This window comes from Nostoc sp. JL33, from assembly GCF_017114985.1.
GTDB lineage: Bacteria > Cyanobacteriota > Cyanobacteriia > Cyanobacteriales > Nostocaceae > Nostoc.
Genome location: NZ_JABXKP010000083.1, coordinates 13,892 through 35,923, shown reverse-complemented (window position 1 = coordinate 35,923; position 22,032 = coordinate 13,892). Strand labels below are relative to the sequence as shown.

General features: G+C 42.4%; 14 protein-coding genes. 8 read left to right on the top strand and 6 right to left on the bottom strand.

What is annotated here, in order from left to right; translation table 11 throughout:
* Window positions 1-9 precede the first annotated feature (9 nt).
* Entirely contained in the window at window positions 10-2,595 is a 2,586-nt protein-coding gene (locus HWQ23_RS25020; RefSeq protein WP_292834311.1) for a sensor histidine kinase, read from the bottom strand.
* 282 nt (window positions 2,596-2,877) lie between these two features.
* On the opposite strand from HWQ23_RS25020, the gene HWQ23_RS25015 reads away from it, so the two are divergent.
* Window positions 2,878-3,465, top strand: a complete 588-nt coding sequence (locus HWQ23_RS25015) for a Uma2 family endonuclease (RefSeq protein WP_292834309.1) — start codon at window positions 2,878-2,880, stop codon at window positions 3,463-3,465.
* Window positions 3,466-3,862: 397 nt separating this feature from the next.
* Here HWQ23_RS25015 and HWQ23_RS25010 read toward each other — a convergent pair whose 3' ends face one another.
* Window positions 3,863-4,375: a GNAT family N-acetyltransferase gene (locus HWQ23_RS25010; RefSeq protein WP_292834307.1), complete on the bottom strand. Its 513-nt coding sequence runs from the start codon at window positions 4,373-4,375 to the stop codon at window positions 3,863-3,865.
* A 175-nt stretch (window positions 4,376-4,550) separates the two neighbouring features.
* Here HWQ23_RS25010 and ada point away from each other — a divergent pair, with 175 nt between their 5' ends.
* Window positions 4,551-5,627, top strand: coding sequence for a bifunctional DNA-binding transcriptional regulator/O6-methylguanine-DNA methyltransferase Ada (gene ada, locus HWQ23_RS25005; protein WP_292834304.1), 1,077 nt, complete (start codon window positions 4,551-4,553; stop codon window positions 5,625-5,627).
* A gap of 48 nt (window positions 5,628-5,675) precedes the next feature.
* Complete coding sequence (locus HWQ23_RS25000) at window positions 5,676-6,338, top strand: DNA-3-methyladenine glycosylase family protein (RefSeq protein ID WP_292834301.1); 663 nt, start codon at window positions 5,676-5,678, stop codon at window positions 6,336-6,338.
* Here HWQ23_RS25000 and dapF read toward each other — a convergent pair.
* Window positions 6,322-7,161 carry a diaminopimelate epimerase gene (gene dapF / locus HWQ23_RS24995; RefSeq protein ID WP_292834297.1) on the bottom strand — a complete coding sequence of 280 codons (840 nt, stop codon included), beginning with the start codon at window positions 7,159-7,161 and terminating at the stop codon, window positions 6,322-6,324. The two genes, HWQ23_RS25000 and dapF, sit on opposite strands and share 17 nt — an antisense overlap.
* Before the next feature lie 69 nt (window positions 7,162-7,230).
* Between dapF and HWQ23_RS24990 the strand changes: the two genes are divergently transcribed.
* The 3 genes from HWQ23_RS24990 (at window position 7,231) to HWQ23_RS24980 (ending at window position 9,897) form a co-directional block, all read left to right on the top strand.
* Complete coding sequence (locus HWQ23_RS24990) at window positions 7,231-7,446, top strand: Hfq-related RNA-binding protein (RefSeq protein WP_292834294.1); 216 nt, start codon at window positions 7,231-7,233, stop codon at window positions 7,444-7,446.
* Between the two features lie 56 nt (window positions 7,447-7,502).
* Window positions 7,503-7,715, top strand: a complete 213-nt coding sequence (locus tag HWQ23_RS24985; RefSeq protein ID WP_292834291.1) for a hypothetical protein — start codon at window positions 7,503-7,505, stop codon at window positions 7,713-7,715.
* A gap of 142 nt (window positions 7,716-7,857) precedes the next feature.
* On the top strand, window positions 7,858-9,897 hold the full coding sequence (locus HWQ23_RS24980; protein WP_292834288.1) for a DUF262 domain-containing protein: 2,040 nt from the start codon (window positions 7,858-7,860) through the stop codon (window positions 9,895-9,897).
* 226 nt (window positions 9,898-10,123) lie between these two features.
* Here the strand turns inward: HWQ23_RS24980 and HWQ23_RS24975 are convergent, their stop codons facing one another.
* Entirely contained in the window at window positions 10,124-12,463 is a 2,340-nt protein-coding gene (locus HWQ23_RS24975) for a monovalent cation:proton antiporter family protein (protein ID WP_292834285.1), read from the bottom strand.
* Between the two features lie 71 nt (window positions 12,464-12,534).
* On the opposite strand from HWQ23_RS24975, the gene HWQ23_RS24970 reads away from it, so the two are divergent.
* Together HWQ23_RS24970 and HWQ23_RS24965 are read left to right on the top strand one after the other, a co-directional pair.
* Entirely contained in the window at window positions 12,535-12,687 is a 153-nt protein-coding gene (locus tag HWQ23_RS24970; protein WP_292834282.1) for a hypothetical protein, read from the top strand.
* A gap of 223 nt (window positions 12,688-12,910) precedes the next feature.
* Window positions 12,911-13,504 carry a tetratricopeptide repeat protein gene (locus HWQ23_RS24965; RefSeq protein ID WP_292834279.1) on the top strand — a complete coding sequence of 198 codons (594 nt, stop codon included), beginning with the start codon at window positions 12,911-12,913 and terminating at the stop codon, window positions 13,502-13,504.
* Window positions 13,505-13,951: 447 nt separating this feature from the next.
* Here HWQ23_RS24965 and HWQ23_RS24960 read toward each other — a convergent pair whose 3' ends face one another.
* On the bottom strand, window positions 13,952-14,929 hold the full coding sequence (locus HWQ23_RS24960) for an SDR family NAD(P)-dependent oxidoreductase (protein ID WP_292834276.1): 978 nt from the start codon (window positions 14,927-14,929) through the stop codon (window positions 13,952-13,954).
* 310 nt (window positions 14,930-15,239) lie between these two features.
* Complete coding sequence (locus HWQ23_RS24955; RefSeq protein WP_292834274.1) at window positions 15,240-21,878, bottom strand: HAMP domain-containing protein; 6,639 nt, start codon at window positions 21,876-21,878, stop codon at window positions 15,240-15,242.
* Window positions 21,879-22,032: the final 154 nt, after the last annotated feature.

The window sequence follows — 22,032 nt, the reverse complement described above, 5'->3', positions numbered from 1 at the left end:
TTTGGTGATTTATGGGCGATTTGTTGCCGATGTTGCTAAAGGTAATGTAAACCAGAAAGTTAACCCGCGCTTGCGGTTACTAATAACACCGATTTCGCCGCCGTGTGCTTTAATAACTTTCCGACAAAGATACATTTTTAAGCCAATGCCTGTGGAACAACAGTCTTGGGGATCACGGACATGCAGATCGAAAAGGCGATCGCACTCTAGTTTACTCATTACCACACCGTCATCTTGAATCTGAGTGCGAATCATTCCGCCCTCAACGCTGGCACTCAGAATAAAATTTAATCCTGGTGGATTATTTTGCAAGCTATGTGTTACTAAATGTGACAAAACTTTCTGCAATCGAGTTTCATCTGCCATTACTAACGGTAAATCTGCGGGAACCAAGTTCTTCAGAGCCGCTTGATTTTGTGTCAGTATGGGTTCCAACTGGGTGAATGTTACTCTCAGTAGGGTGCTAAAATCCACAGGTTCGCGTTTGATGTCAATACCCTGTTTTTCACAGGAATTAATTTCTAGCAATGAGTTAATCATCGTCAGTTGGCGATCATTGCCTTGAATCATCCGCTCGATGATTGAGCGAGGTACTGGAATTGGGGATTGGGCATTGGGAGGAGACAAGTGAGATTCTTCAATAATTCTTCCTTGTCCGCCTTGTCCACCTTGTCCGCCTTGTCCGCCTTGTCCGCCTTGTCCCCTTGTCCCCTTGTCCTTCCCCACTCCCTGATTGAACAAATTTTTTAACACCATCAAGTTACCCATCACCGAAGTTCGTAAATCATGGGCAACTGTGTGCAAAACTACATCTTTGACGCGATGCAATTTTTCAACTTCTTGCATTTTCTGCTGTAACTGTGCTGTCCGTTCTTGTACTTGCTGTTCTAAATTAGTGTTGAGTTCTGCTAGTTTTTGGCATATCTGGCTTTGCTGAATAGCGATCGCTACCTGTTCTGACATCTGCTGTAACAAATCAATTTCTATGGGCTGCCAATGACGCGAACCTGAGCATTGATTGGCAATTAACGCCCCAAATAATTCGTTGTTTAACATAATTGGTACAGCCAAAGTAGCTTTCGTTTGGAATTTTCGATAGTGTGCTTTGACTTTGGGAGATACTGATATTTTTGTTATATCTTCAATGACACGGACAAGATTATCTTTTAGTAAGTTTCTTAATTCTTGTAGATAAGCTTCATCATTAGTAGACCAACCTAAGACTGATGGATACTTGGGATCTACTGATTCGGCAAGAGTTCTGATTCCTAAAGTGGGATTATTTAAACTTATAAAAACTCGATCTGCTTGGAGAAATTGCCTGACTTCCGTCACGGTGGTTTGGAGGATTTGGTCTAAATTAAGGGAAGACCGAATTCGCACTAGGGTTTCTGCCAACAAGCGATCGCGTTCTCCACAAAGGCGTAATTGCGCTTCTACTTGTTTGCGTTCTGTAATGTCGTGATGGACTGCTAGGATGCTCTTGTTACCATCCAAATCAATGACTTCGGCTGAAACCAGCGTTGTAATTATCTCGCCAGACTTTTGCCGAAATTCAACTTCCAAGTTGCGAACAACTCCTGTGGCTTGCAACTCCTGTAACAAATTTAGGCGATCGCGATCGTCTACCCAAAGATTTAACTCAAAAGAAGTTTTACCAATCACCTGATCTCGCTCATAACCTGCCAGTTTCACAAAACTGTCGTTAACTTCAATAAAGCATCCTTCACCAAGCGTACTAATAGTAATTGAATCCGGGCTGCAACTAAAAGCTTTAGCAAATTTTTTGGCAAGATTTTGTAATTTAACTTCTGCTTGTTTGCGTTCTGTGATATCTCGCACAATTGCTAATACCTCATCTTCACCACTTACTACCAACCGCGCCTCATAATCTTTGACTCCCAAAGGCGTTGGTAGTTGATATTCGCAAGTTTGCAAAGTTCCAGAATCTAAAGTTTTAGCGATCGCTACTTGGCTAATCGCCGCAACATCACTGGGCAATAACTCCTGCAAATTTTTCCCAACTATTTCTTCTCTCGAAAGAGTAATATTTGCTCCTTCACTTTTCAAATCTAGATACTCGCCATCGCGGCTGATGCGAAACATCAAATCGGGAATAGCATCCAAAATTGCTTTATACCGCGCCTCACTCTCTTGCAATTTTTCTTCGGCTAGTTTTCGGTCTGTAATATCCACGACTAAGCCATTCCAAAGAAAATTGCCTTCTGCTTGTAATTCGGGTTGCGAAGTGCCTTGAATCCACTTAAGTTTGCCACTAGGCGTAATGATCCGACCTTCCCAATGCCAAGGTGTAAGCGTGGTTTTACAAACAGTAATAGATTCTCTAAAAGCTTTTATATCCTGTGGATGGATCAGTTTGTATAGCACCTGGAAGTCTGCCTGTAAAGCTTCTGGTTCTAATTCATACAAATATTGACAACCAGAACTGACATAAGGGACAAACACAGAACCATCCTGCCGTTGCAGAACTTGAAAAATCACCCCTGGTAAATTGACGGCAAGTTTTGAGAGCAGGTTAATAGCCTCTTGCTGGCAATTTGGTGTATACAGCCATTTTACAACGGTTTCATCCACTCTTTGACCCTTTGATAGACAAGCTATTGATGTACAATTAAAAGCCAGAATAATCAATTTAACAGTTTTGATTCTGTAGGCATAATTGCTAAGATAATCAAAACACTACCTTCTTTCAGAGTAGTTCCTGATGAGGCGATCGCATTCACCCAATCGGGTGAACCAGTTGTCAAAGAGCGAATCAGTTAAGGACTAAAGTCCTGACTACAAACTTATTTACCCAGGATAGTTGACTTGACAGACTACTAGAATAGATATATAGCTTCTCGCCAAACTGATAATATGAATACTACCACCGTCAGTTTACCTCCTACCCTCGAACTAAACATCGACCTGACTGACGAGCAATTTTTTCAGCTTTGTCAAAATAATCGAGACTTAAAGTTTGAGCGGACGGCTTCAGGGGAGTTAATTATTATGCCACCTACGGGGAGTAGCACTAGTGACCGGAATGCTGACTTAACTTATCAATTAAGAGATTGGAGTCGTCAAAATCAGCTAGGGAAATCCTTTGACTCTTCTGGTGGTTTCAAACTTCCCAATGGTGCAGAGCGTTCTCCAGATGCGTCGTGGGTGAAAATGGAACGCTGGAATGCTTTGAGCGAAGCAGAAAAAGAAAGATTTGCTCCTTTGTGTCCCGATTTTGTGGTGGAGTTAATGTCTCCTAGTGATTCCTTAGAAAAAACGCGAGCCAAAATGAGGGAATACATGGAGAATGGCGCAAGATTGGGCTGGTTAATTAATAGAAGGCAGCAGCAGGTAGAAATTTATCGTCCCAATCGAGAAGTTGAGATTTTACAAAGTCCTAAAACTCTATCGGGAGAAGATGTTTTGCCAGGATTTGTTTTAGATTTGGCGGAAATTTGGTGAGTAATTGCCTACTGTACAACGCTGGCATAATTATCATAAATTATTCTCAGAAATTAAGTGTGATGTCTACGACGGGCGTAGCTGCCGCAACGATAACATCACAGATAATATGGCTTTGATCGCAACAATCAGATAGAAAGTAGTTTCTCGATCCAGCTAATCTATTCTCATTAGACATAGGAGTGAAAAAGAATGTAGAGACGTAGCATTGCTACGTCTCTACAAGGGTTCTAGATAACGGATATTTAATTTCTGGAGATGTCTATTTAGAACATGAATAGATTTACTAACATGGAGAAATTAATAATAGGTTTTTGGGAGTGAATAGTTTCTGTATTATGGCGAGGCTCCGTCTTTTTTATCAAAAAAGTCAGGAGGACGTTCGGCGAAGGCTCAGTCAGGAGGAAAACCCACCATTTGCCGTACTAGCCAGTCTTTCATATTCAGGTTGTAAAACTGACATGATAGTCAGGGAATCATAACCATTTTCTGATTTTAGACATTCGCGTAGCTTTCTTTCGATAATAAAACCAGCACCCTTGTAGACAGCCTGAGCACGATGATTTTGTTCTTTAACATCCAGCCATAACCGATGTGCTTTGTATGTCTCAAATACCAATTTCTTAATCATTTCAACAGTGTCTTTGCCATAACCTTGCCCCTTTTGTGTGACGACAATGCGACGAAACTCAATACTCTGATTTAAATTAAGCAGTCCAGCCAAAATAACATAGCCAATTTTTGTTTCCGTTTGCACAATCAGATGAGCAATATCAGAATCAGCGATCGCTTGAAGATGCTGTTGATATGACCAAGGAATGATGTACTGTCGATTATCGTCATCATACTCGGCTTGCAGAACATAATCGAGATCAGCTTCTTGTGTTTTGCGTAGACTTAAACTGTGCATGATCTCACTCAACGACGTATTATCATCACTTTATTCGTTATTGTGAACACTTACGTTTATTTTAGGTGAACATTCACCAGCATCACGCTCATCTTTACGGATCTAGTTGTGATTGACAGTGGGGTGATAAAAGCAAATGAATTCCTTAATAAAAAATATATTGAAGGAGGCATCAATGCAATTACAACAAACACTAGTCTTAGAAGAAACCCTCTGGGAAGCAGTTCTCAATCGAGATCCCGCTTTTGAAGGCAAGCTTTTCTACGGTGTTCGCTCTACAGGCGTTTATTGCCGACCTATTTGCCCTAGTCGCAGACCAAATCGCCATCAAGTTTGTTTCTTCCAGTCAGCACAAGAGGCTGAAAGTGCAGGTTTTCGTCATTGTAAGCGGTGTCAGCCACAATCTGAAACAGTTCCAAATCCGGCCAAAGCGAAAGTTTTAGCAGCATGTCGATACATTGAAGCAGAAAGCGATCGCATCCCAACGCTGGCGGAATTATCCTCTCAGGTGGGAATGAGTCCCAGTTATCTGCAAAGAATATTTAAGCAAATAATTGGCGTATCCCCTTTTCAATATGCAGATGCGCTGCGTAGCCAACGATTAAAGCAGCGTCTCCAGTCAGGCGAGGAAATTGCTCATGCAGTTTACGACACGGGGTATGGTTCAAGTAGCCGCTTGTATGAGAAAGCACCGAAACAACTGGGAATGACACCAAAGACTTACCAACAAGCTGGAAAGAGAATCAGCATTGTCTATGCGATCGCTCCATGTCCACTAGGATATTTGCTTGTGGCAACAACAGAAAAGGGTATCTGCGCCGTTAAACTAGGTGATGAAGCAGACAAACTTGAACACATTTTCAACCAGGAATTTAACCAAGCTGACATCGTGCGTGATGACCACACACACAAAGAATGGATACAAGCAATCCTCAACTTTATTGCTGGAGATGAAACACATCTCGATTTACCACTTGATATACGCGGGACAGCATTTCAGAAACAGGTTTGGGAAGCATTACAGAAAATTCCCTATGGCCAAACGCGCACCTATGCCGATATCGCGCGTAATATTGCCAAACCCCAGGCAGTCCGCGCGGTGGGAAATGCTTGTGGAGCTAATCCGATCGCGCTGATTGTACCATGTCATCGTGTGCTACGAACTGATGGCAGTCTTGGTGGTTATCACTGGGGAATTGAGCGCAAACAAAAACTGCTTGTACAAGAATCAGAACGCACCGCGCGGGATTGATTAAAAAAATTCTTCCCCACTCCCCACTCCCCACTCCCTTTTTCAAAGATGACTCAAACACCTGAACTAGAATCGCTGACTGAAGAAAGTCTAACCCGTGGTTTGCTGGTACTTGCCAATCTTGACAGCGATTTGGCTCGGATTTTAGAGACACTGGGAACTCCACCTATGTGGCAAAGAGAACCGGGTTTTGCAACGCTGTTATGCATAATTCTGGAACAACAAGTTTCCGTAGCGGCTGCAAGGGCTGTATTTAACCGACTATGTGGGGTTGTTGTAACTCTCACGCCAGAAAGTTTTCTGACATTGGATGATGCTCAATTGAGAGGAATTGGATTCAGTCGGCAAAAGATTCTATACTGTCGTGGGTTAGCTCAGGCGATCGCAACTGGTCAGCTTGACCTAACCAAGCTGGAAAGAATGGACGAAACTGTTATCAGAACTGAGTTAAAGTGTCTCAAAGGTATAGGAGACTGGACAGTTGATATTTATTTGTTAATGGCGCTGCAACGTCCTGATATCTTTCCCAAAGGTGATTTAGCGATCGCGATCGCTTTCCAAAAACTCAAAAACTTGGCGACGCGTCCAACACCAATTCAACTGGAAGCAATGACACAGCACTGGCGACCCTGGCGGGCGATCGCTGCCAGACTTCTATGGCACTACTACTTGAGTAATGCCAATGCTAAGTCGGTTACAGTTTCCCAGTGAATACCCGCTCGGCTGGGCCTGTCATGTAAACTCTTTGGTCTACTTCTGACCATTCAATTTGCAAACAGCCACCAGGTAATTCGATAGTGGCGGCGCGATCGCATTTTCCAGTTAACACTCCAGCTACCAAGGAAGCACAAGCACCAGTCCCACAAGCTAATGTAATTCCAGCCCCGCGTTCCCATACCCGCATTTTCAAATAGTCACGGCGTACCACTTGCATAAATTCCGTATTTATGCGTTGGGGAAAAGCTGGGTGATGCTCAAATTTAGGGCCGATGGTTTCTAGCTCGATTGCTGCTACATCTTCCACAAAAGTGATGCAGTGGGGATTTCCCATACTTACACAGGTGACTGACCAAGTTTGCCCCGCCACCTCCAACGGCTGAGAAATTACTTTTTCTTCAGCAGGTGCAAGATTAGTGGGAATTTCGCCAGCGAGTAACCTGGGTAAACCCATGTCTACTTTAACTTGACCATCAGGTAAGAGTTGGGGAGTCATTACACCACCCAAAGTATGAATACGATATGAGTCTTTATTCCGGGATTCACCTTCTAAGTCTGCTAAAAAGCCAGCTAAACAGCGAATGCCATTGCCACACATTTCTGGTTCTGAACCATCGGAATTAAAAATCCGCATCGTGTAGTCAGTGCCGTTTTCTCCAGGTAGGGCAAAAATTACACCATCAGCACCGATACCAAAGTGGCGATCGCACAACTTGATGGCTTGCTCTGGTGTGACTACAGGCACTGATGAGGAGCGATTATCAATCAGAATAAAGTCGTTGCCTAGACCATGATACTTAGTAAATTCGATTGCCATTTCTTCAAGGATGAATTATCAAGGATTAGTTACTCTTTATTTTGCCTTGTAGGTTTATCTTTACTAAAAATGCTTACCGAATTTGACACCACTTTGCCTAGTATTAGACAAGTCCAAAACCTGATTAAACAAACAATGTCAGTGGAGTTCAAGCTGCTGACGGGTGATTTAATCACAGGAAAGGTTTTATGGCAAGATCCACACTGTATCTGTATTGCTGATGAAAACAGTCAGCAAACCACTGTTTGGAAACATGCGATCGCTTATATTAAACCCAAGAGTTAGTCAAAAGTCGGCGTTTGGAACGCCCCTTCCCACAGTGCTGGCTAAAATTTCGTAGATTGGAAAAACCTAGTAGTGGTAAAAATCCTTTTGATTACCACTACAAAAAATCCTTAACGTCACGAACCCAAAGCAGTGGCAGTTTTTTAGCCGAAGACTCTGGCTATTACCCACAACTGAGGCTGCATTTTTATCTCACATTGGGCAGAGCAACAGCTACAGTAGCAGCGAATAAAAAAGTTGAAATCTCCTGGCTGACCAGAACGGCATAGTCTTCATCGCTCTGCTTAATGCGAAAAGCTGGCGTAAGGCTGAAACTGATGCCTCAGAGTTTGCAGACTGGGGTTGGGGTAGTATCTCACAAGCTTGGTCAACGAACAGATAACGATTATTAGTATTAAAGGACTAAACACTGTGGATAAAAGCTTAAATTCACTATCTAAAATCTTTACAGAAAAACTCTATAGAATACCAGACTATCAAAGAGGCTATGCTTGGACAGAAAAACAATTAAAAGAGTTTTGGGGAGATTTAGAACAATTAGACAAAGGGAAAAATCACTATTTAGGTGTTTTAACTTTAGAGGAAGTTGATAAGTCTTTACAGAAAGAATGGAAAGATGACTTATGGATCATACAATCTAAAAATTATGAGCCATATTTTGTTGTCGATGGGCAGCAAAGGTTAACAACAGCTATAATTTTAATTCAAGCTATTATTGAATGTACAATTGAAAATGAAAAATTAAATTATACTACTATTTCTGAAATCAAAAAGAAATTCATATTTGATTCTAAAGATGAGGGTATATCTAGATCCTACATTTTCGGTTATGAAAAAGATAATCCAAGTTATGAATTTTTAAAAACACAAATTTTTGGTGAAAAATCAGACATGATTAGCCTTCATCAAAATACAGTTTATACCCATAATTTAGAAGATGCAAAAAACTTTTTTATAGAGAAAATAAAGCTGTTGAATTTTGAGCAAAAAGAAGAGGTTTACCGCAAACTAACTCAGCATTTGCTATTTAATATCTATACTATTTCAACTGATATAGATGTTTGCGTAACTTTTGAAACAATGAACAATAGAGGTAAGCCACTTTCCTATTTAGAATTATTAAAAAATAGATTAATATATTTATCTATCAAATTTAATGTCGATTTATATGAACAAGAAAAGTTAAGGAATAGTATTAATGAATCTTGGAAATCTATATATTATAATCTAGGGAGAAATAGGAATAATCCTCTGAATGACGATGATTTTTTATTCAACCATTATATTACTTATTTTGATGAAATAATAGCTGGAAGTAATAACGTTGAGAAATTCTCAATCAGCATTAGGACAATAAGAATTCATAAAGAATATTATTCAACATATTTATTAGAAAAAAAATTTACTAGTAAAAATATATTATTACATCAAGAATCTATAGAGAGTAATAGTACGAATAATAGCTTAACCTTAACGGAGGTTTATAATTATGTTCAAAGTTTAAAAATTTCTGTCGAGATTTGGTACAATATTTTCAACCCAAATGATAGTAAATTTTCAGAACCTGAAAAATTTTGGCTCAATAAATTAAATAGAATAAGAACCAAAGGTTCTATTTTATTAGACACAACTTTGATTATGGTTTTCTTTTCTAAGGAAAACGACCCAATCAAAAGAATTAACTTTTTAAAAAGCTTAGAAAGACTAAGTTTTTTGTTGTTGTTATCTAACGATTATTACTATACAATCACTATAATTCACCCTGTTACCTTTTTAAACTGGGCAACTGCTTTAAGTAAAAACACTCTAACAGTTGAAAAGTTAATAAAAGAGATAGAAGAAAAGCGCCAGAGCATTATTAATAATAAAGAATGGCTAGAAAAAATAAAAGCTGCCTTTAGAAATGAGGGATTTTATAAATGGCAGGGTATAAGGTATTTCCTTTATGAATATGAATTACATTTACAAAATCAATCAAAAACGAATAGGGATAAAATGAATTGGCATGAGTTTATTGAAAATAGAAATGAAAATGAAAATGAAAATGAATTTGATTATAAAACTATTGAACATATATATCCACAGAATCCAAGAAAGGAATGCTGGACTTCAAGATTTAGTAATTATAATCCTAGAGAAAAAAACATATTAAGGCATTCTTTAGGTAATCTATTACCTCTTTCACAACCTAAAAACTCGACTTTTCAAAATAAATGTTTTTCAGAAAAAGTCTCAGGTATTGATAGCATTATTGGGTATGAATATGGTTCTTATTCCGAAATAGAAGTTAGCAAATATAATGACTGGACTGCTAAAAAAATATTAGAAAGAGGGATAAAACTTTTGGATTTCATGGAGAAGAATTGGAATATAATTATAGGAGATAAAAAACAAAAGGCTGATTTTCTAAACTTAAATTTTGTAATTTCAAAGGAAAATATTAATCTCTAAAAAATATTTTACTGAAAGTTTCTCATGAATAAGGTCTTTGTGAAAGTACAGAGAGAGAATTGTGTCGATTGAGTGAGATGCAGGGCCGAGTGTTCTATAGTCCACTCTAGCTTAGAACTAAACACTAAGCTAGAATACAAATACAGAGTAAATTGATGCTGTGAGCCAATACCGCGCAAGCAAGATATGTGCGCGATTACACCTACCTAAAGATCACAACTAATGATTATTCTCGCCAATTATCCATAGGCAGAAACTCTTTGAGCGCTTCTGCCTCAGCAGCTTTCACTACTGGGATAGAAAGGGGTGCTGAACTTGCGATCGCAAATAATTCTTCTAGTTGACTCAGACCTGTCAAACTACCACATAACAATACTTGGTCGCCAACTCGTAAGTCCATGCCGCCATCAGGATAGCGAATAAACTTGCCATCTCGCCGGATTGCCTGTACTTGCACTCCATATTGGTTGCCGATATCTAAATCTGCAAGGGTCTTACCTAGTGTTGGCCCATTTGCATTAACTGTAACCCACTGACAAGCACTATTTTCTCCGGGAACAGCCGCCTGTCCTTTTGCGAATTCTGCCAAAGCCGCCAGTTCTTCATCTGCTCCCACTACCAGCAAGCGATCGCCTTGTGCCAATTTGGTTTGATTATTGGGATAATCGATTTCATCGCCGTTAGCGCGGCGAATTGCCATCAAACTCGCTCCTGTTAAGTAGCGCATATCTGATTCTTCTATGCTCATGCCAATTAGGGGCGAATCAGCTGGTAAAGGATACCAGCGCTGATTTAAATCGCGGGTTGCTTGGCGCAAATCACGAGCAACTTCAATAGCCGAACGCTCTGGCCGCAATTCTAAATAATGATCGTTGCGGATTTGCTGCATTTGGCGTTGGACGACATCTGGCGACAACAAGCCTAAGCTAGTTAATAAATGAGTTGCCATTTCTAAGCTGGCTTCAAACTCTGGTTGCACAACTTCTTTCGCTCCCAATTGATACAGCACCTCAATATTTTTATCCTGGGTAGCACGGACAACTAAATCTAATTCTGGGCGCAATTCCAAAGCGCGTTTCAAGCAAAGACGGGTACTCATGGGGTCAGGGAGTGCGATCGCCATTCCTTTGGCATGATTCACCCCGGCGGTTTCCAGAACATGTAAACTCACGCAATTGCCATAGACATAAGACACCCCAGCCTCACGCAACTGCTGAATTGTACTCTCTGATTGGTCGATTACTACCACAGGCAGGTGGTGTTGCAGCAATAACTTCACCAAATTTTTGCCGACTCGCCCATAACCGCAGACTACCACATGGTCTTTGAAGGGCAAATCTTCTGACACATCCCGCGCCTCTTGTTCTTCTAAATACGGTTTTAACCAAGGCATTGATTCGGCAAAGTTAAATAAAAATGGCACTAACCGCAGGACAAAGGGAGTAAGCATGAGAGTGACTGCGGTGGTTCCCAAAATTAATAAGTATATTTGTCGAGACACCAACCCCAAAGACTGCCCTTCACTGGCGAGAACAAAGGAAAATTCCCCAATTTGTGCTAGTCCCAAACCGGCGATTATCGCTGTTTTTAAAGGGTAGCGGAATAGCTTTACTAGGGGCGTGATAATCAAAAATTTACCTACGAAAACTATTGCCACCAACCCCAAAATCAATTCTAGGTTGTTCCACAAAAACACTGGGTCAATTAACATCCCAATGGCAGCAAAAAATAAAGCGGCAAAGATATCTCGCAGTGGTTCCACATAAGTCAGGGTTTGATCGGCGTACTCCACCTCAGAAATCATCAAACCTGCGACAAATGCCCCCATCTCAATTGACAGCCCCAAATGCTCTGTCAACAAAGCAATGCCCAAACATAGAGCTACAACACCTAATAAAAATAGTTCTTTGCTTTCGGTACCGGCTAACAGTCGCAACAAAGGCGGTATCAGCCAAATCCCCGCAGCTACTGCCCCAGCAGCAAATAAACCAATCAAAGCTAGGGCTGTTAGCACAGCGATGCCAATAGTTTCTGCTGGTTGGTTGAGGGCTGGTAAGACTGCTAACATCAGTCCTAGTGCTAAGTCTTGTACTACCAAAATCCCTAGCATGACTTGCCCGTGAGGGGTTTCGGTTTCGTTGCGCTCCATCAAGCACTTGAGGACAACGGCTGTGGAAGACAAGGACAAAATACACCCCAAAAACATCCCCTTAGCAGGTAACGCTCCCCAGGCTCCGGTTAACCCGCATACCACAACTGTGACCAAAATCGTCAAAGCAATCTGGAGTCCACCTCCGCCAAGAGCGATCGCTTTTACTTTCTTGAGTTCCGCAAAGGAAAATTCTACACCCAAGGCGAATAACAAAAAGGCGACACCGAACTGTGCCAGAGTCTCTACTTGGATAAGTTCTTTAATCAATCCCAGTCCGGCTGGGCCAATGATCATCCCGCCAATCAGATACCCCAGCAGCACGGGTTGTCGCAAAAGTGCCGCCAACAGTCCGCCACAGGCTGCTACGCCTAAAACTAAAACTAAATCAACAATTAGCCTAAAATCTTCTTGCACCAGTTTTAAAAGAACTCTTAAGACCTATTAATTCAGCATACAAAGTTTTATAATCTCAAGGCAATTGAGGGTTGAAATTTAAACGCATAGGCGCTTCTCTACGAGACGCTACGCGAACGCCTTCCCGCAGGGTAGGAGTGCAGAGGGAAGCGCAGAGGCATAAAGAGAATTTGCTACGAATTAATGAAATGCTGTACTTAGCGATCGCTCATACTAGATGGTAGACACCTTCGACTATAGGAGCCGTCTATCGTTTATATTGGTACAAAGATGGATAAGTTCTGGTATAATTTCGATATTTAAACCTTGTCCATTTTGAAACCTGTAGTTTTTCAGCAGAATGCTATGATTCGGTCGTAGCTGGAATTATAAGCTTTACCTAATCACAACAAAACTATGGTTTTCAAGGTAGACGCGGTTTCAGAAAAATTCTATATATTATGAAGTATGAGCTATGTTATTCAAGGTGATGCTTTTTTATTTGCAGGAGGCTATTCAGAAGCAGTTGATGCCTATGATAAAGCTATTCAAATCCGGCCCTCAAATTTTGAAGCTTGGATTGGAAAAGGCAAGGCTTTAAGACAATTAAAAAAATATGAAGAGGCTCTAGACATTTATAATAAAGCGATTGAGATTCGGTCTGACGATGCAAATGCCTGGAATGGTAAGGGTAATACTCTTAATGCGTTAGGACGATATCAAGAAGCCTTAGATTGTTATGAGAAATCGATCCAGATTGAGCCAAATTACTATGATCCCTGGGTTAATAGAATCTTTCCGCTCGATATGCTGGGGCGGTATGAGGAAGCTGAGGCTTCTATCAATAAAGCGATAGAACTTGCACCTGACAAGCCACAGGCTTACAAAAATAAAGCGTTTCATTCTGCGACACTAAAAAATGCAGATTTAGCAGTTGAAAATCTCCGAAAAGCTATAAGCTTAGACCCCTCAAGCGTAAGTAAAGATATGTTGTCCAGTCGTTTTTTAGACCCAATTCGAGATGATGAGAGGTTTAAACAATTAATTCAAGAGTATGCATAGTCAGGATGTTAAGGCTATTTGTTCGCGCACAGCTTGCTTTCAGATAAATCGTAACTCGTGCGTAAGTCCTATCATTATTAAAGTAAAACGGTATAACTCATGACTAGAAGTCACGAGTGTGCGGCTTGTAGAAATCAAAGGTGGATGAACGGAGCTAAAAGACTCATTAATAAGTATCAAAGGTGGATTCATCCAGTTCAAAAGACTCATTCATATCATGACCGCCTAATCACTTAGGAATAAGAATTAAATAAGATACAATTTATGTCCCTGGTTTACCTCACCCTCAATCCCTCTCCGATATATTGGAGAGGGAAGCTAGAGACAGGATGAAGTTTTGCATTTTATTTAATCCATGTTCCTTACAATATGTGATTGCGAGTGCAACGAAGTGTTCGCAATGACAACTAATTAGCCGGAGATGATATCATCCTTGCCCAATGCTCATTAAATCTTAGGCGAGCTAAGGGCACTCAGTAGCAGCAGTGACCACGGCACTTTAATGTCAGGTATGAGCCATGAGTACTTTCTCAGTACAGGTAACGCAGTCGGCAACACAAAACGCAAAGAACGTAGCGATGCAGGGCAATCGCCATTTTCATCTACAATTCCATATTGCTTGGCTAGTTCGGCAACAATCTGCACACGTCCTGTACGGCGCATGAGATTTGGCTCACTAGCAAGTGCAGCGATCGCCCGTCCGGTTAATAAGGGAGTTTCCCAGTTGTAGCGATCGCTCAGAAATGAGTTTTTTTGGTCAGTATCATTGGTTTGATTCATCTCAGAAGCAAAACGGGAAAAAAGCTCAGTACCAACAATACCTGGCCAAATTGACACAGAAGCGACATTATAGGGTTTGAGTTCAACAGCCATATCAGCTGCTAGGCGATCGCAAGCTGCTTTACCAACACCGTATGCTGTATTAAAAAGATAAGACATACTACCCCACGAAGAAATGGTGCAAATTAGTCCAGAGTTACGCTTGGTCATCATTCGGGCAGCAAAAACACTTGCAACATAGTGGCTACGAAGACCAACGTTGTTGCTAGCATCCCAAATACTAGGGTCACAATCCCAAAAGGGCTGCCCATAAGCGTCTTTTACTGCCTGAACTCCTGAGTAAGCATTATTTACCAGTAGATCCACTTGCCCATCTTGCTCATCTTGGATGCGCTCAAACAGTAAACGCACCTGCTGATCGTCGCTGTGGTCTACTTGGACGGGAATGCACACACCACCGACTTCTTCTACGGCTGATTGGGTTTCACTAAGACTCCCTGAAACCGCATCACTCGAAGAGTTGTTGAGGCTGCGGCCTGTAACGTATACAGTTGCACCAGCCTCACCCAAGCCAATAGCAATTCCTCTACCAATTCCCCGCGTAGCACCTGTTACCAATGCCACTCTACCCTCAAGGTGTTTCATAATCCCTTTTCTCTGCGGTTAACTGATATCTTGCACTAGTACAGCATGGCGTAAATAAACCTACTATTTCATTACAGCCAGAAAGCCCAAAATTAAAGCTTTTTGACTTTTGACTTTTGACTTTTGACTTCCGCCTTGCGGTACTAGTCCCAACAATCGCCTAGTAATGAATTACTCTTGCTTATAGCTAAAGTAGTTTAAAGACTACTAGTAAACGGTTTTAGTCCACTTGAGTGGACTTGGGCTATTAGCCTCAGACTTAAGTCTGAGGCGGGCTAGTTGGCTGATCGAGAATGGCGCAAGATATCAGTTAACGGTATAACCAAACGCGCAATAGTGAAAGCAGTTGCTCAGTATCTACGGGTTTGGTGATGTAATCTGATGCACCGGCTTCAATACACTTTTCGCGATCGCCTTGCATGGCTTTAGCGGTCAGTGCAATAATCGGCAAAGATTTAAATTGCTCGTTTTGGCGGATTAAGCGTGTTGTTTCGTAACCATCCATTTCTGGCATCATTACGTCCATCAAAACGACATCTATATCTGGTGTATTTTCCAACAGGGTAATCCCCTCGCTGCCGTTTTCAGCATATAAAACCTCTATTTGATAACGCTCCAGCATACTTGTCAGCGCAAAGATATTACGCACATCGTCGTCTACAATTAGCGCTTTCTTGCCAGCGAGTAAGCAGTCTATGGAGTGCAGTTGTTCAAGTATTTGTCGTTTGGGTGCTGGTAAATTTGCTTCGACTCGGTGTAAAAATAATGCTGTTTCATCGAGGAGACGTTCGGGCGATCGCACATCTTTAATGATGATTGTTTCGGCAATTCGTCTGAGTTCCGTTTCTTGAGTTTTGCTAATTTCTCTACCTGTGTAGACAATAATTGGTAAAGTTTTGCCGTGAGGTAAAATCTTTATCTGCTCGATCAGTTCAAACCCGGTCATGTCGGGTAGTCCTAAATCAAGAACCAGACAATCAAAATGCTGGGAGCGAATAGCTTCTAGTGCTTCTGTACCCGTGGCAACCGCAGTGGTAGCAACATCGCTGTTACCAATCAACTCGACAATACTAAGCCTTTGAGTGTCGTCGTCTTCGACTACCAACAAATTTTTCACCTGACGCTCAACAAAACCTTTAATTTTGGTCAACGCCTCGGATATTGTCTCGCTGGTTAAGGGCTTTTGCAGATATGCGATCGCTCCTAGTTGCAAACCGCGTTGTCTGCCTTCTTCAACTGTCATCAGATGTACAGGAATGTGACGCGTATTTGGGTCATGTTTGAGACGATCTAATACCGTCCAACCATCCATTTCCGGCAACCTGATATCTAGCAAAATGGCTGAAGGCTGGAATTGCTGCGCTAACATCAAACCTGTACTGCCGGTTTGGGCAGTGATTACCTTGAATCCGTGCTGTTGCGCCATATCTAGCAGGATACGCGCAAAATTAACGTCATCTTCGACAATTAGTAACACGCGATCGCCTATGCCGATAGTAGTGCGATCGTCATTTAAAAGCGGCGAGTGGGTAGAGACGCGATTAATCGCGTCTGTACTGAGATTAATCGCGTCTGTACTGATTGGGGAGTGGGGAGTGGGGAATAGTTTTGATGTAGACTCAGGACTCAGCACTCGTGACTGAGAACTCAATTGTGGGAAGTAGAATGTAAAGGTGCTACCTTGACCGGGTTGACTGATTAGTTTAATTTCGCCGCCAAAGAGACGGGCGATTTCACGGCTAATTGATAAGCCCAATCCGGTACCGCCGTATCTCCGACTAGTAGAGCCATCGGCTTGCTGAAATGCCTCGAAAATAACTTTCTGTTTGTCGGGCGCAATACCAATGCCTGTATCGCTGACTGAGAAGGCGATGACAATCTGGGCGCGATTTAAAGTTGCCTGGTCTTTGCTCCATCCCTGCTTCGCCACTGCAATCTGTAAGCGTACCTCCCCTTGCTCTGTAAATTTAAAAGCGTTGGAGAGGAGATTTTTCAACACCTGTTGTAAGCGTTTGACATCTGTATAGATGGTGTTTGGCAATTCGGGAGTCAATTCAATTGTGAAAGCAAGTCTTTTGCTCTGAGCGATTTGTCGGAAGGTGCGCTCAATCTGATCGCCCAAGTCTGCTAAGGGCATTTGGGTCATGTCAATGGACATCGTGCCAGATTCAATTTTAGCGAGATCCAGAATGTCATTGATTAACGCCAACAAATCATTACCTGCTGAGTAAATTGTTTGGCTGTATTCGACTTGCTTGGCCGTAAGGTTGCGATCAACGTTATCTGTTAACAACTTCGCCAAAATTAACAAGCTGTTTAGCGGTGTCCGCAGTTCATGGGACATGTTGGCGAGAAATTCTGACTTGTATTTTGAGGAGAGGGCGAGTTGTTCAGCCTTGTCTTCTAAAGAAAGTCTTGCTTGTTCAATTTCCCGATTTTTGCGCTCGACTTCTTTCTTCTGGATAGCCAACAACTCTGCTTTTTCTTCTAATTCGGCGTTGGTTTGTTGCAGTTCTTCTTGCTGTCCTCTGAGTAAATCTTCAGAGGTTTTGAGTGATTGCGCTTGTTGTTCTAAGCGCTTGTTGGTTTCCCGGAGTTCGCTTTGCTGGGTTTGTAATTCTTCGGCCAAAGATTGTGACTGCTTGAGTAATTCTTCAGTTCGCATGGATGCTGCGATCGTGTTGAGGACGATCGCTATACTTTCGGTAAGTTGGTCGAAGAATGTCAGATGAATTTCACTAAAGCGGCGGAAGGATGCTAATTCAATCACTGCTGTCACCTGTCCTTCAAAAAGTACAGGTAACACCACGGCATTAAGTGGAGACGCTTCTCCTAAACCAGAAGCAATTCTGACATAATCACTTGGCACTTCCGTTATCAGTATTCGCTCTTTTTCTAAAGCGCATTGTCCTACCAAACCTTCACCCAAATAGAAGCGGTTAGCCAAATGTCTGCGTTCGCGGTAAGCATAGCTACTAATTAGTTTCAAATACGGTATATTTTCCCCAGATTCCATCAGGAAAAATACGCCGTGTTGCGCTCCTACCAAGGGTGCTAGTTCTGAGAGAATTAGTTTAGATACGGTTTCTAAGTCTCGCTGACCTTGCAGCATTCGGGTAAACTTGGCGAGGTTAGTTTTCAACCAATCTTGTTCGGTGTTTTTCTGCGTTGTCTCGCGCAGATTTGCAATCATTTGGTTGATGTTGTCTTTGAGTATCGCAACTTCCCCTAATGCTTCGACGGCAATTGAACGAGTTAAATCGCCCTTAGTTACAGCTGTAGCAACTTCTGCGATCGCTCTTAATTGAGTTGTCAGTGTAGCAGCAAGTTCATTCACATTATCCGTCAAATCTTTCCAAGTTCCAGCCGCCCCAGGTACTCTTGCTTGTCCACCCAACTTCCCTTCAATTCCCACTTCTCGCGCCACTGTGGTTACTTGATTGGCAAATGTCGCTAGCGTATCAATCATTTCGTTGATTGTCTCTGCCAAAGTTTCAATTTCTCCCTTGGCATCTAGCATCAGTTTCCGTTTCAAGTCACCGTTAGCAACTGCGGTTACAACTCTGGCGATACCGCGCACTTGTGCCGTTAAGTTCCCCGCCATCGAGTTAACGTTATCTGTTAAATCCTTCCAAGTCCCCGCTACACCTTGGACTTGCGCTTGTCCGCCCAACTTCCCTTCAGTTCCCACTTCCCGCGCCACCCGCGTTACTTCACTTGCAAAGGAACTAAGTTGATCCACCATTGTGTTGGTGGTGTTCTTCAAGTCTAAAATTTCGCCTTTGGCATCAACGGTAATTTTCTTAGATAAGTCGCCATTCGCTACCGCTTTGGTAACTTCCGCGATGTTGCGAACTTGTCCGGTGAGGTTCCCCGCCATTGAGTTAACGTTGTCCGTCAAATCTTTCCAAGTTCCAGCAACTCCTCTGACGTAAGCTTGCACGCCCAATTTACCTTCCGTTCCCACCTCACGCGCAACCCTGGTAACTTCCGATGCAAAAGAATTTAGCTGATCCACCATTGTATTAATGGTGTTTTTAAGTTCCTGAATTTCACCTTTCACATCGACGGTAATTTTCTTGGATAAATCGCCGTTTGCGACAGCTGTCGTAACTTCGGCAATGTTTCGCACCTGCGCTGTTAAACTTCCCGCCATGAAGTTTACGCTGTCAGTTAAATCTTTCCAAGTCCCAGCTACACCTTTAACTTCTGCTTGTACGCCCAACTTCCCTTCAGTTCCCACCTCCCGCGCCACCCGCGTTACTTCACTTGCAAAGGAATTAAGTTGATCCACCATTGTATTAACGGTGTTCTTCAACTCTAAAATTTCACCTTTGACATCAACGGAGATTTTTTTAGATAAATCGCCATTAGCTACAGCTGTGGTGACGGCGGCAATGTTTCGCACCTGTGCCGTTAAACTTCCCGCCATGAAGTTTACGCTGTCAGTTAAATCTTTCCAAGTTCCAGCCACGCCGCGCACATCTGCTTGCACGCCCAGTTTACCCTCACTTCCCACCTCACGCGCAACCCTTGTGACTTCACTTGCAAAGGAGTTGAGTTGATCCACCATTATATTTATGGTATTCTTGAGTTCCAGAATTTCGCCTTTAACAGCAACAGTAATTTTCTTAGATAAATCACCATTGGCGATCGCAGTCGTAACTTCGGCAATGTTCCGCACCTGTGCCGTCAAGCTTCCCGCCATGAAGTTTACGCTGTCAGTTAAATCTTTCCAAGTACCCGCAACGTCTTTTACATCCGCTTGTACACCCAATTTACCTTCAGTTCCGACTTCACGCGCGACTCGCGTTACTTCCGATGCAAAGGAACTGAGTTGATCCACCATTGTGTTAATGGTGTTTTTCAACTCCAGAATTTCACCTTTAACATCGACGGTGATTTTCTTGGATAAGTCGCCTGTTGCAACGGCGGTAGTCACTTCGGCAATGTTTCGCACCTGTGCCGTCAAGCTTCCCGCCATAAAATTCACGCTGTCAGTTAAATCTTTCCAAGTGCCAGCCACGCCGCGCACTTCTGCTTGCACGCCCAGTTTACCTTCACTTCCCACCTCACGCGCAACCCTTGTGACTTCTGATGCAAAAGAATTGAGTTGATCCACCATTGTGTTAATGGTGTTTTTCAGTTCCAAAATTTCACCTTTGACATCGACGGTAATTTTCTTGGATAAATCGCCTGTTGCAACCGCGGTAGTTACTTCCGCAATATTCCGCACCTGTGCCGTTAAACTTCCCGCCATGAAGTTCACGCTATCAGTTAAATCTTTCCAAGTGCCAGCGACACCGCGCACATCCGCTTGCACACCCAGTTTACCTTCACTGCCCACTTCACGAGCAACTCTTGTTACTTCACTTGCAAAGGAACTGAGTTGATCCACCATTATATTGATGGTATTCTTGAGTTCGAGAATTTCACCTCTGACATCGACGGTGATTTTTTTAGATAGATCACCATTTGCGATCGCAGTGGCAACTTCGGCAATATTTCGCACCTGTCCGGTGAGATTACCCGCCATTAAGTTAACGTTGTCAGTTAAATCTTTCCAAGTACCCGCAACTCCGCGAACTTCTGCTTGTACGCCCAACTTCCCTTCAGTTCCCACCTCACGCGCAACTCGCGTCACTTCCGATGCAAATGAATTCAGTTGATCCACCATCGTGTTGATGGTATTTTTCAACTCCAGTATTTCGCCTTTCACATCCACAGTGATTTTCTTGGATAAGTCGCCATTTGCAACCGCCGTTGTCACTTCCGCAATATTTCGCACTTGTGCCGTCAAGCTTCCCGCCATGAAATTCACACTATCGGTAAGGTCTTTCCACGTACCCGCTACCCCGCGAACTTCTGCTTGACCGCCTAATTTTCCTTCAGCACCCACCTCACGCGCAACCCTTGTTACTTCCGATGCAAAAGAATTAAGTTGATCCACCATGATGTTGACGGTGTTTTTCAACTCTAAAATTTCGCCTTTGACATTAACAGTGATTTTCTTGGATAAGTCGCCATTCGCTACCGCCGTTGTCACTTCCGCAATGTTACGCACTTGGGCAGTCAAATTTCCTGCCATCAAATTAACGTTGTCAGTTAAATCTTTCCAAGTACCTGCTACACCCTTAACTTCGGCTTGTACGCCCAACTTCCCTTCAGTTCCCACCTCACGCGCAACTCGCGTTACTTCCGATGCAAAAGAATTCAGTTGATCCACCATCGTGTTGACGGTGTTTTTTAGTTCCAGAATTTCGCCTTTCACATTAACAGTGATTTTTTTGGATAAATCACCATTTGCGATCGCAGTGGCAACTTCGGCAATGTTGCGAACTTGTCCGGTGAGATTACCCGCCATCAAGTTAACGTTATCAGTCAAATCTTTCCAAGTGCCAGCGACACCTTGCACTTCGGCTTGAACACCTAATTTCCCTTCAGTTCCTACTTCACGCGCAACTCTTGTTACTTCCGATGCAAAAGAACCAAGCCGATCTACCATCGTGTTGACGATATTAGCAGTTTGGAGAAACTCACCTTGCAGAGGTCGTCCATCAATTTCTGTAGCGATCGTTTGCGATAAGTCACCATTAGCAACTGACCGAATTACACGAGTAGTTTCAGCTGTTGGTTGAACTAAATCTGTAATTAGAGTATTGACAGAAGTAACACAATCTAACCAAGAACCACGAACATCTCCGAGAGAGGCGCGATCGGCAATTTTGCCTTCTTTGCCGACAACGTTACCAATCCGTTGTAGTTCGGCCGCCATCCGCTCATTTTGATAAATAATATCATTGAGCGTATCAGCTATTTTCCCCGCCACACCAGTATGGTCTATGGGCATCCGAGCAGAGAAGTCACCCTGTTTTACAGCATTCAGCGTTCTTAGTAGCTGATTTAAATCTAGATTATCACTGTCTCTAGTTAACTGTTCGGTTGCCATAGCCGTATCCTTAATCTTAATCCTTGAACAATTTTTTGTATTTTTTGCACCCCGTACTTACTTAAAGTACTTTTAGCCAATGCATATCATAATAGAGAGCAGGGAATAGAAAGTCGATCAAACTAATTTTTATGGGTGCGAGTGTAAGCAGTTG

Excerpts from the sequence above, each read along its gene's own strand:
- HWQ23_RS25015 (WP_292834309.1), top strand. The coding sequence starts at position 2,878 with ATGAATACTACCACCGTCAGTTTACCTCCTACCCTCGAACTAAACATC.
- HWQ23_RS25010 (WP_292834307.1), bottom strand. The coding sequence starts at position 4,375 with ATGCACAGTTTAAGTCTACGCAAAACACAAGAAGCTGATCTCGATTAT.
- ada (WP_292834304.1), top strand. The coding sequence starts at position 4,551 with ATGCAATTACAACAAACACTAGTCTTAGAAGAAACCCTCTGGGAAGCA.
- HWQ23_RS25000 (WP_292834301.1), top strand. The coding sequence starts at position 5,676 with ATGACTCAAACACCTGAACTAGAATCGCTGACTGAAGAAAGTCTAACC.
- dapF (WP_292834297.1), bottom strand. The coding sequence starts at position 7,161 with ATGGCAATCGAATTTACTAAGTATCATGGTCTAGGCAACGACTTTATT.
- HWQ23_RS24990 (WP_292834294.1), top strand. The coding sequence starts at position 7,231 with ATGCTTACCGAATTTGACACCACTTTGCCTAGTATTAGACAAGTCCAA.
- HWQ23_RS24965 (WP_292834279.1), top strand. The coding sequence starts at position 12,911 with ATGAGCTATGTTATTCAAGGTGATGCTTTTTTATTTGCAGGAGGCTAT.
- HWQ23_RS24960 (WP_292834276.1), bottom strand. The coding sequence starts at position 14,929 with ATGAAACACCTTGAGGGTAGAGTGGCATTGGTAACAGGTGCTACGCGG.
- HWQ23_RS24955 (WP_292834274.1), bottom strand. The coding sequence starts at position 21,878 with ATGGCAACCGAACAGTTAACTAGAGACAGTGATAATCTAGATTTAAAT.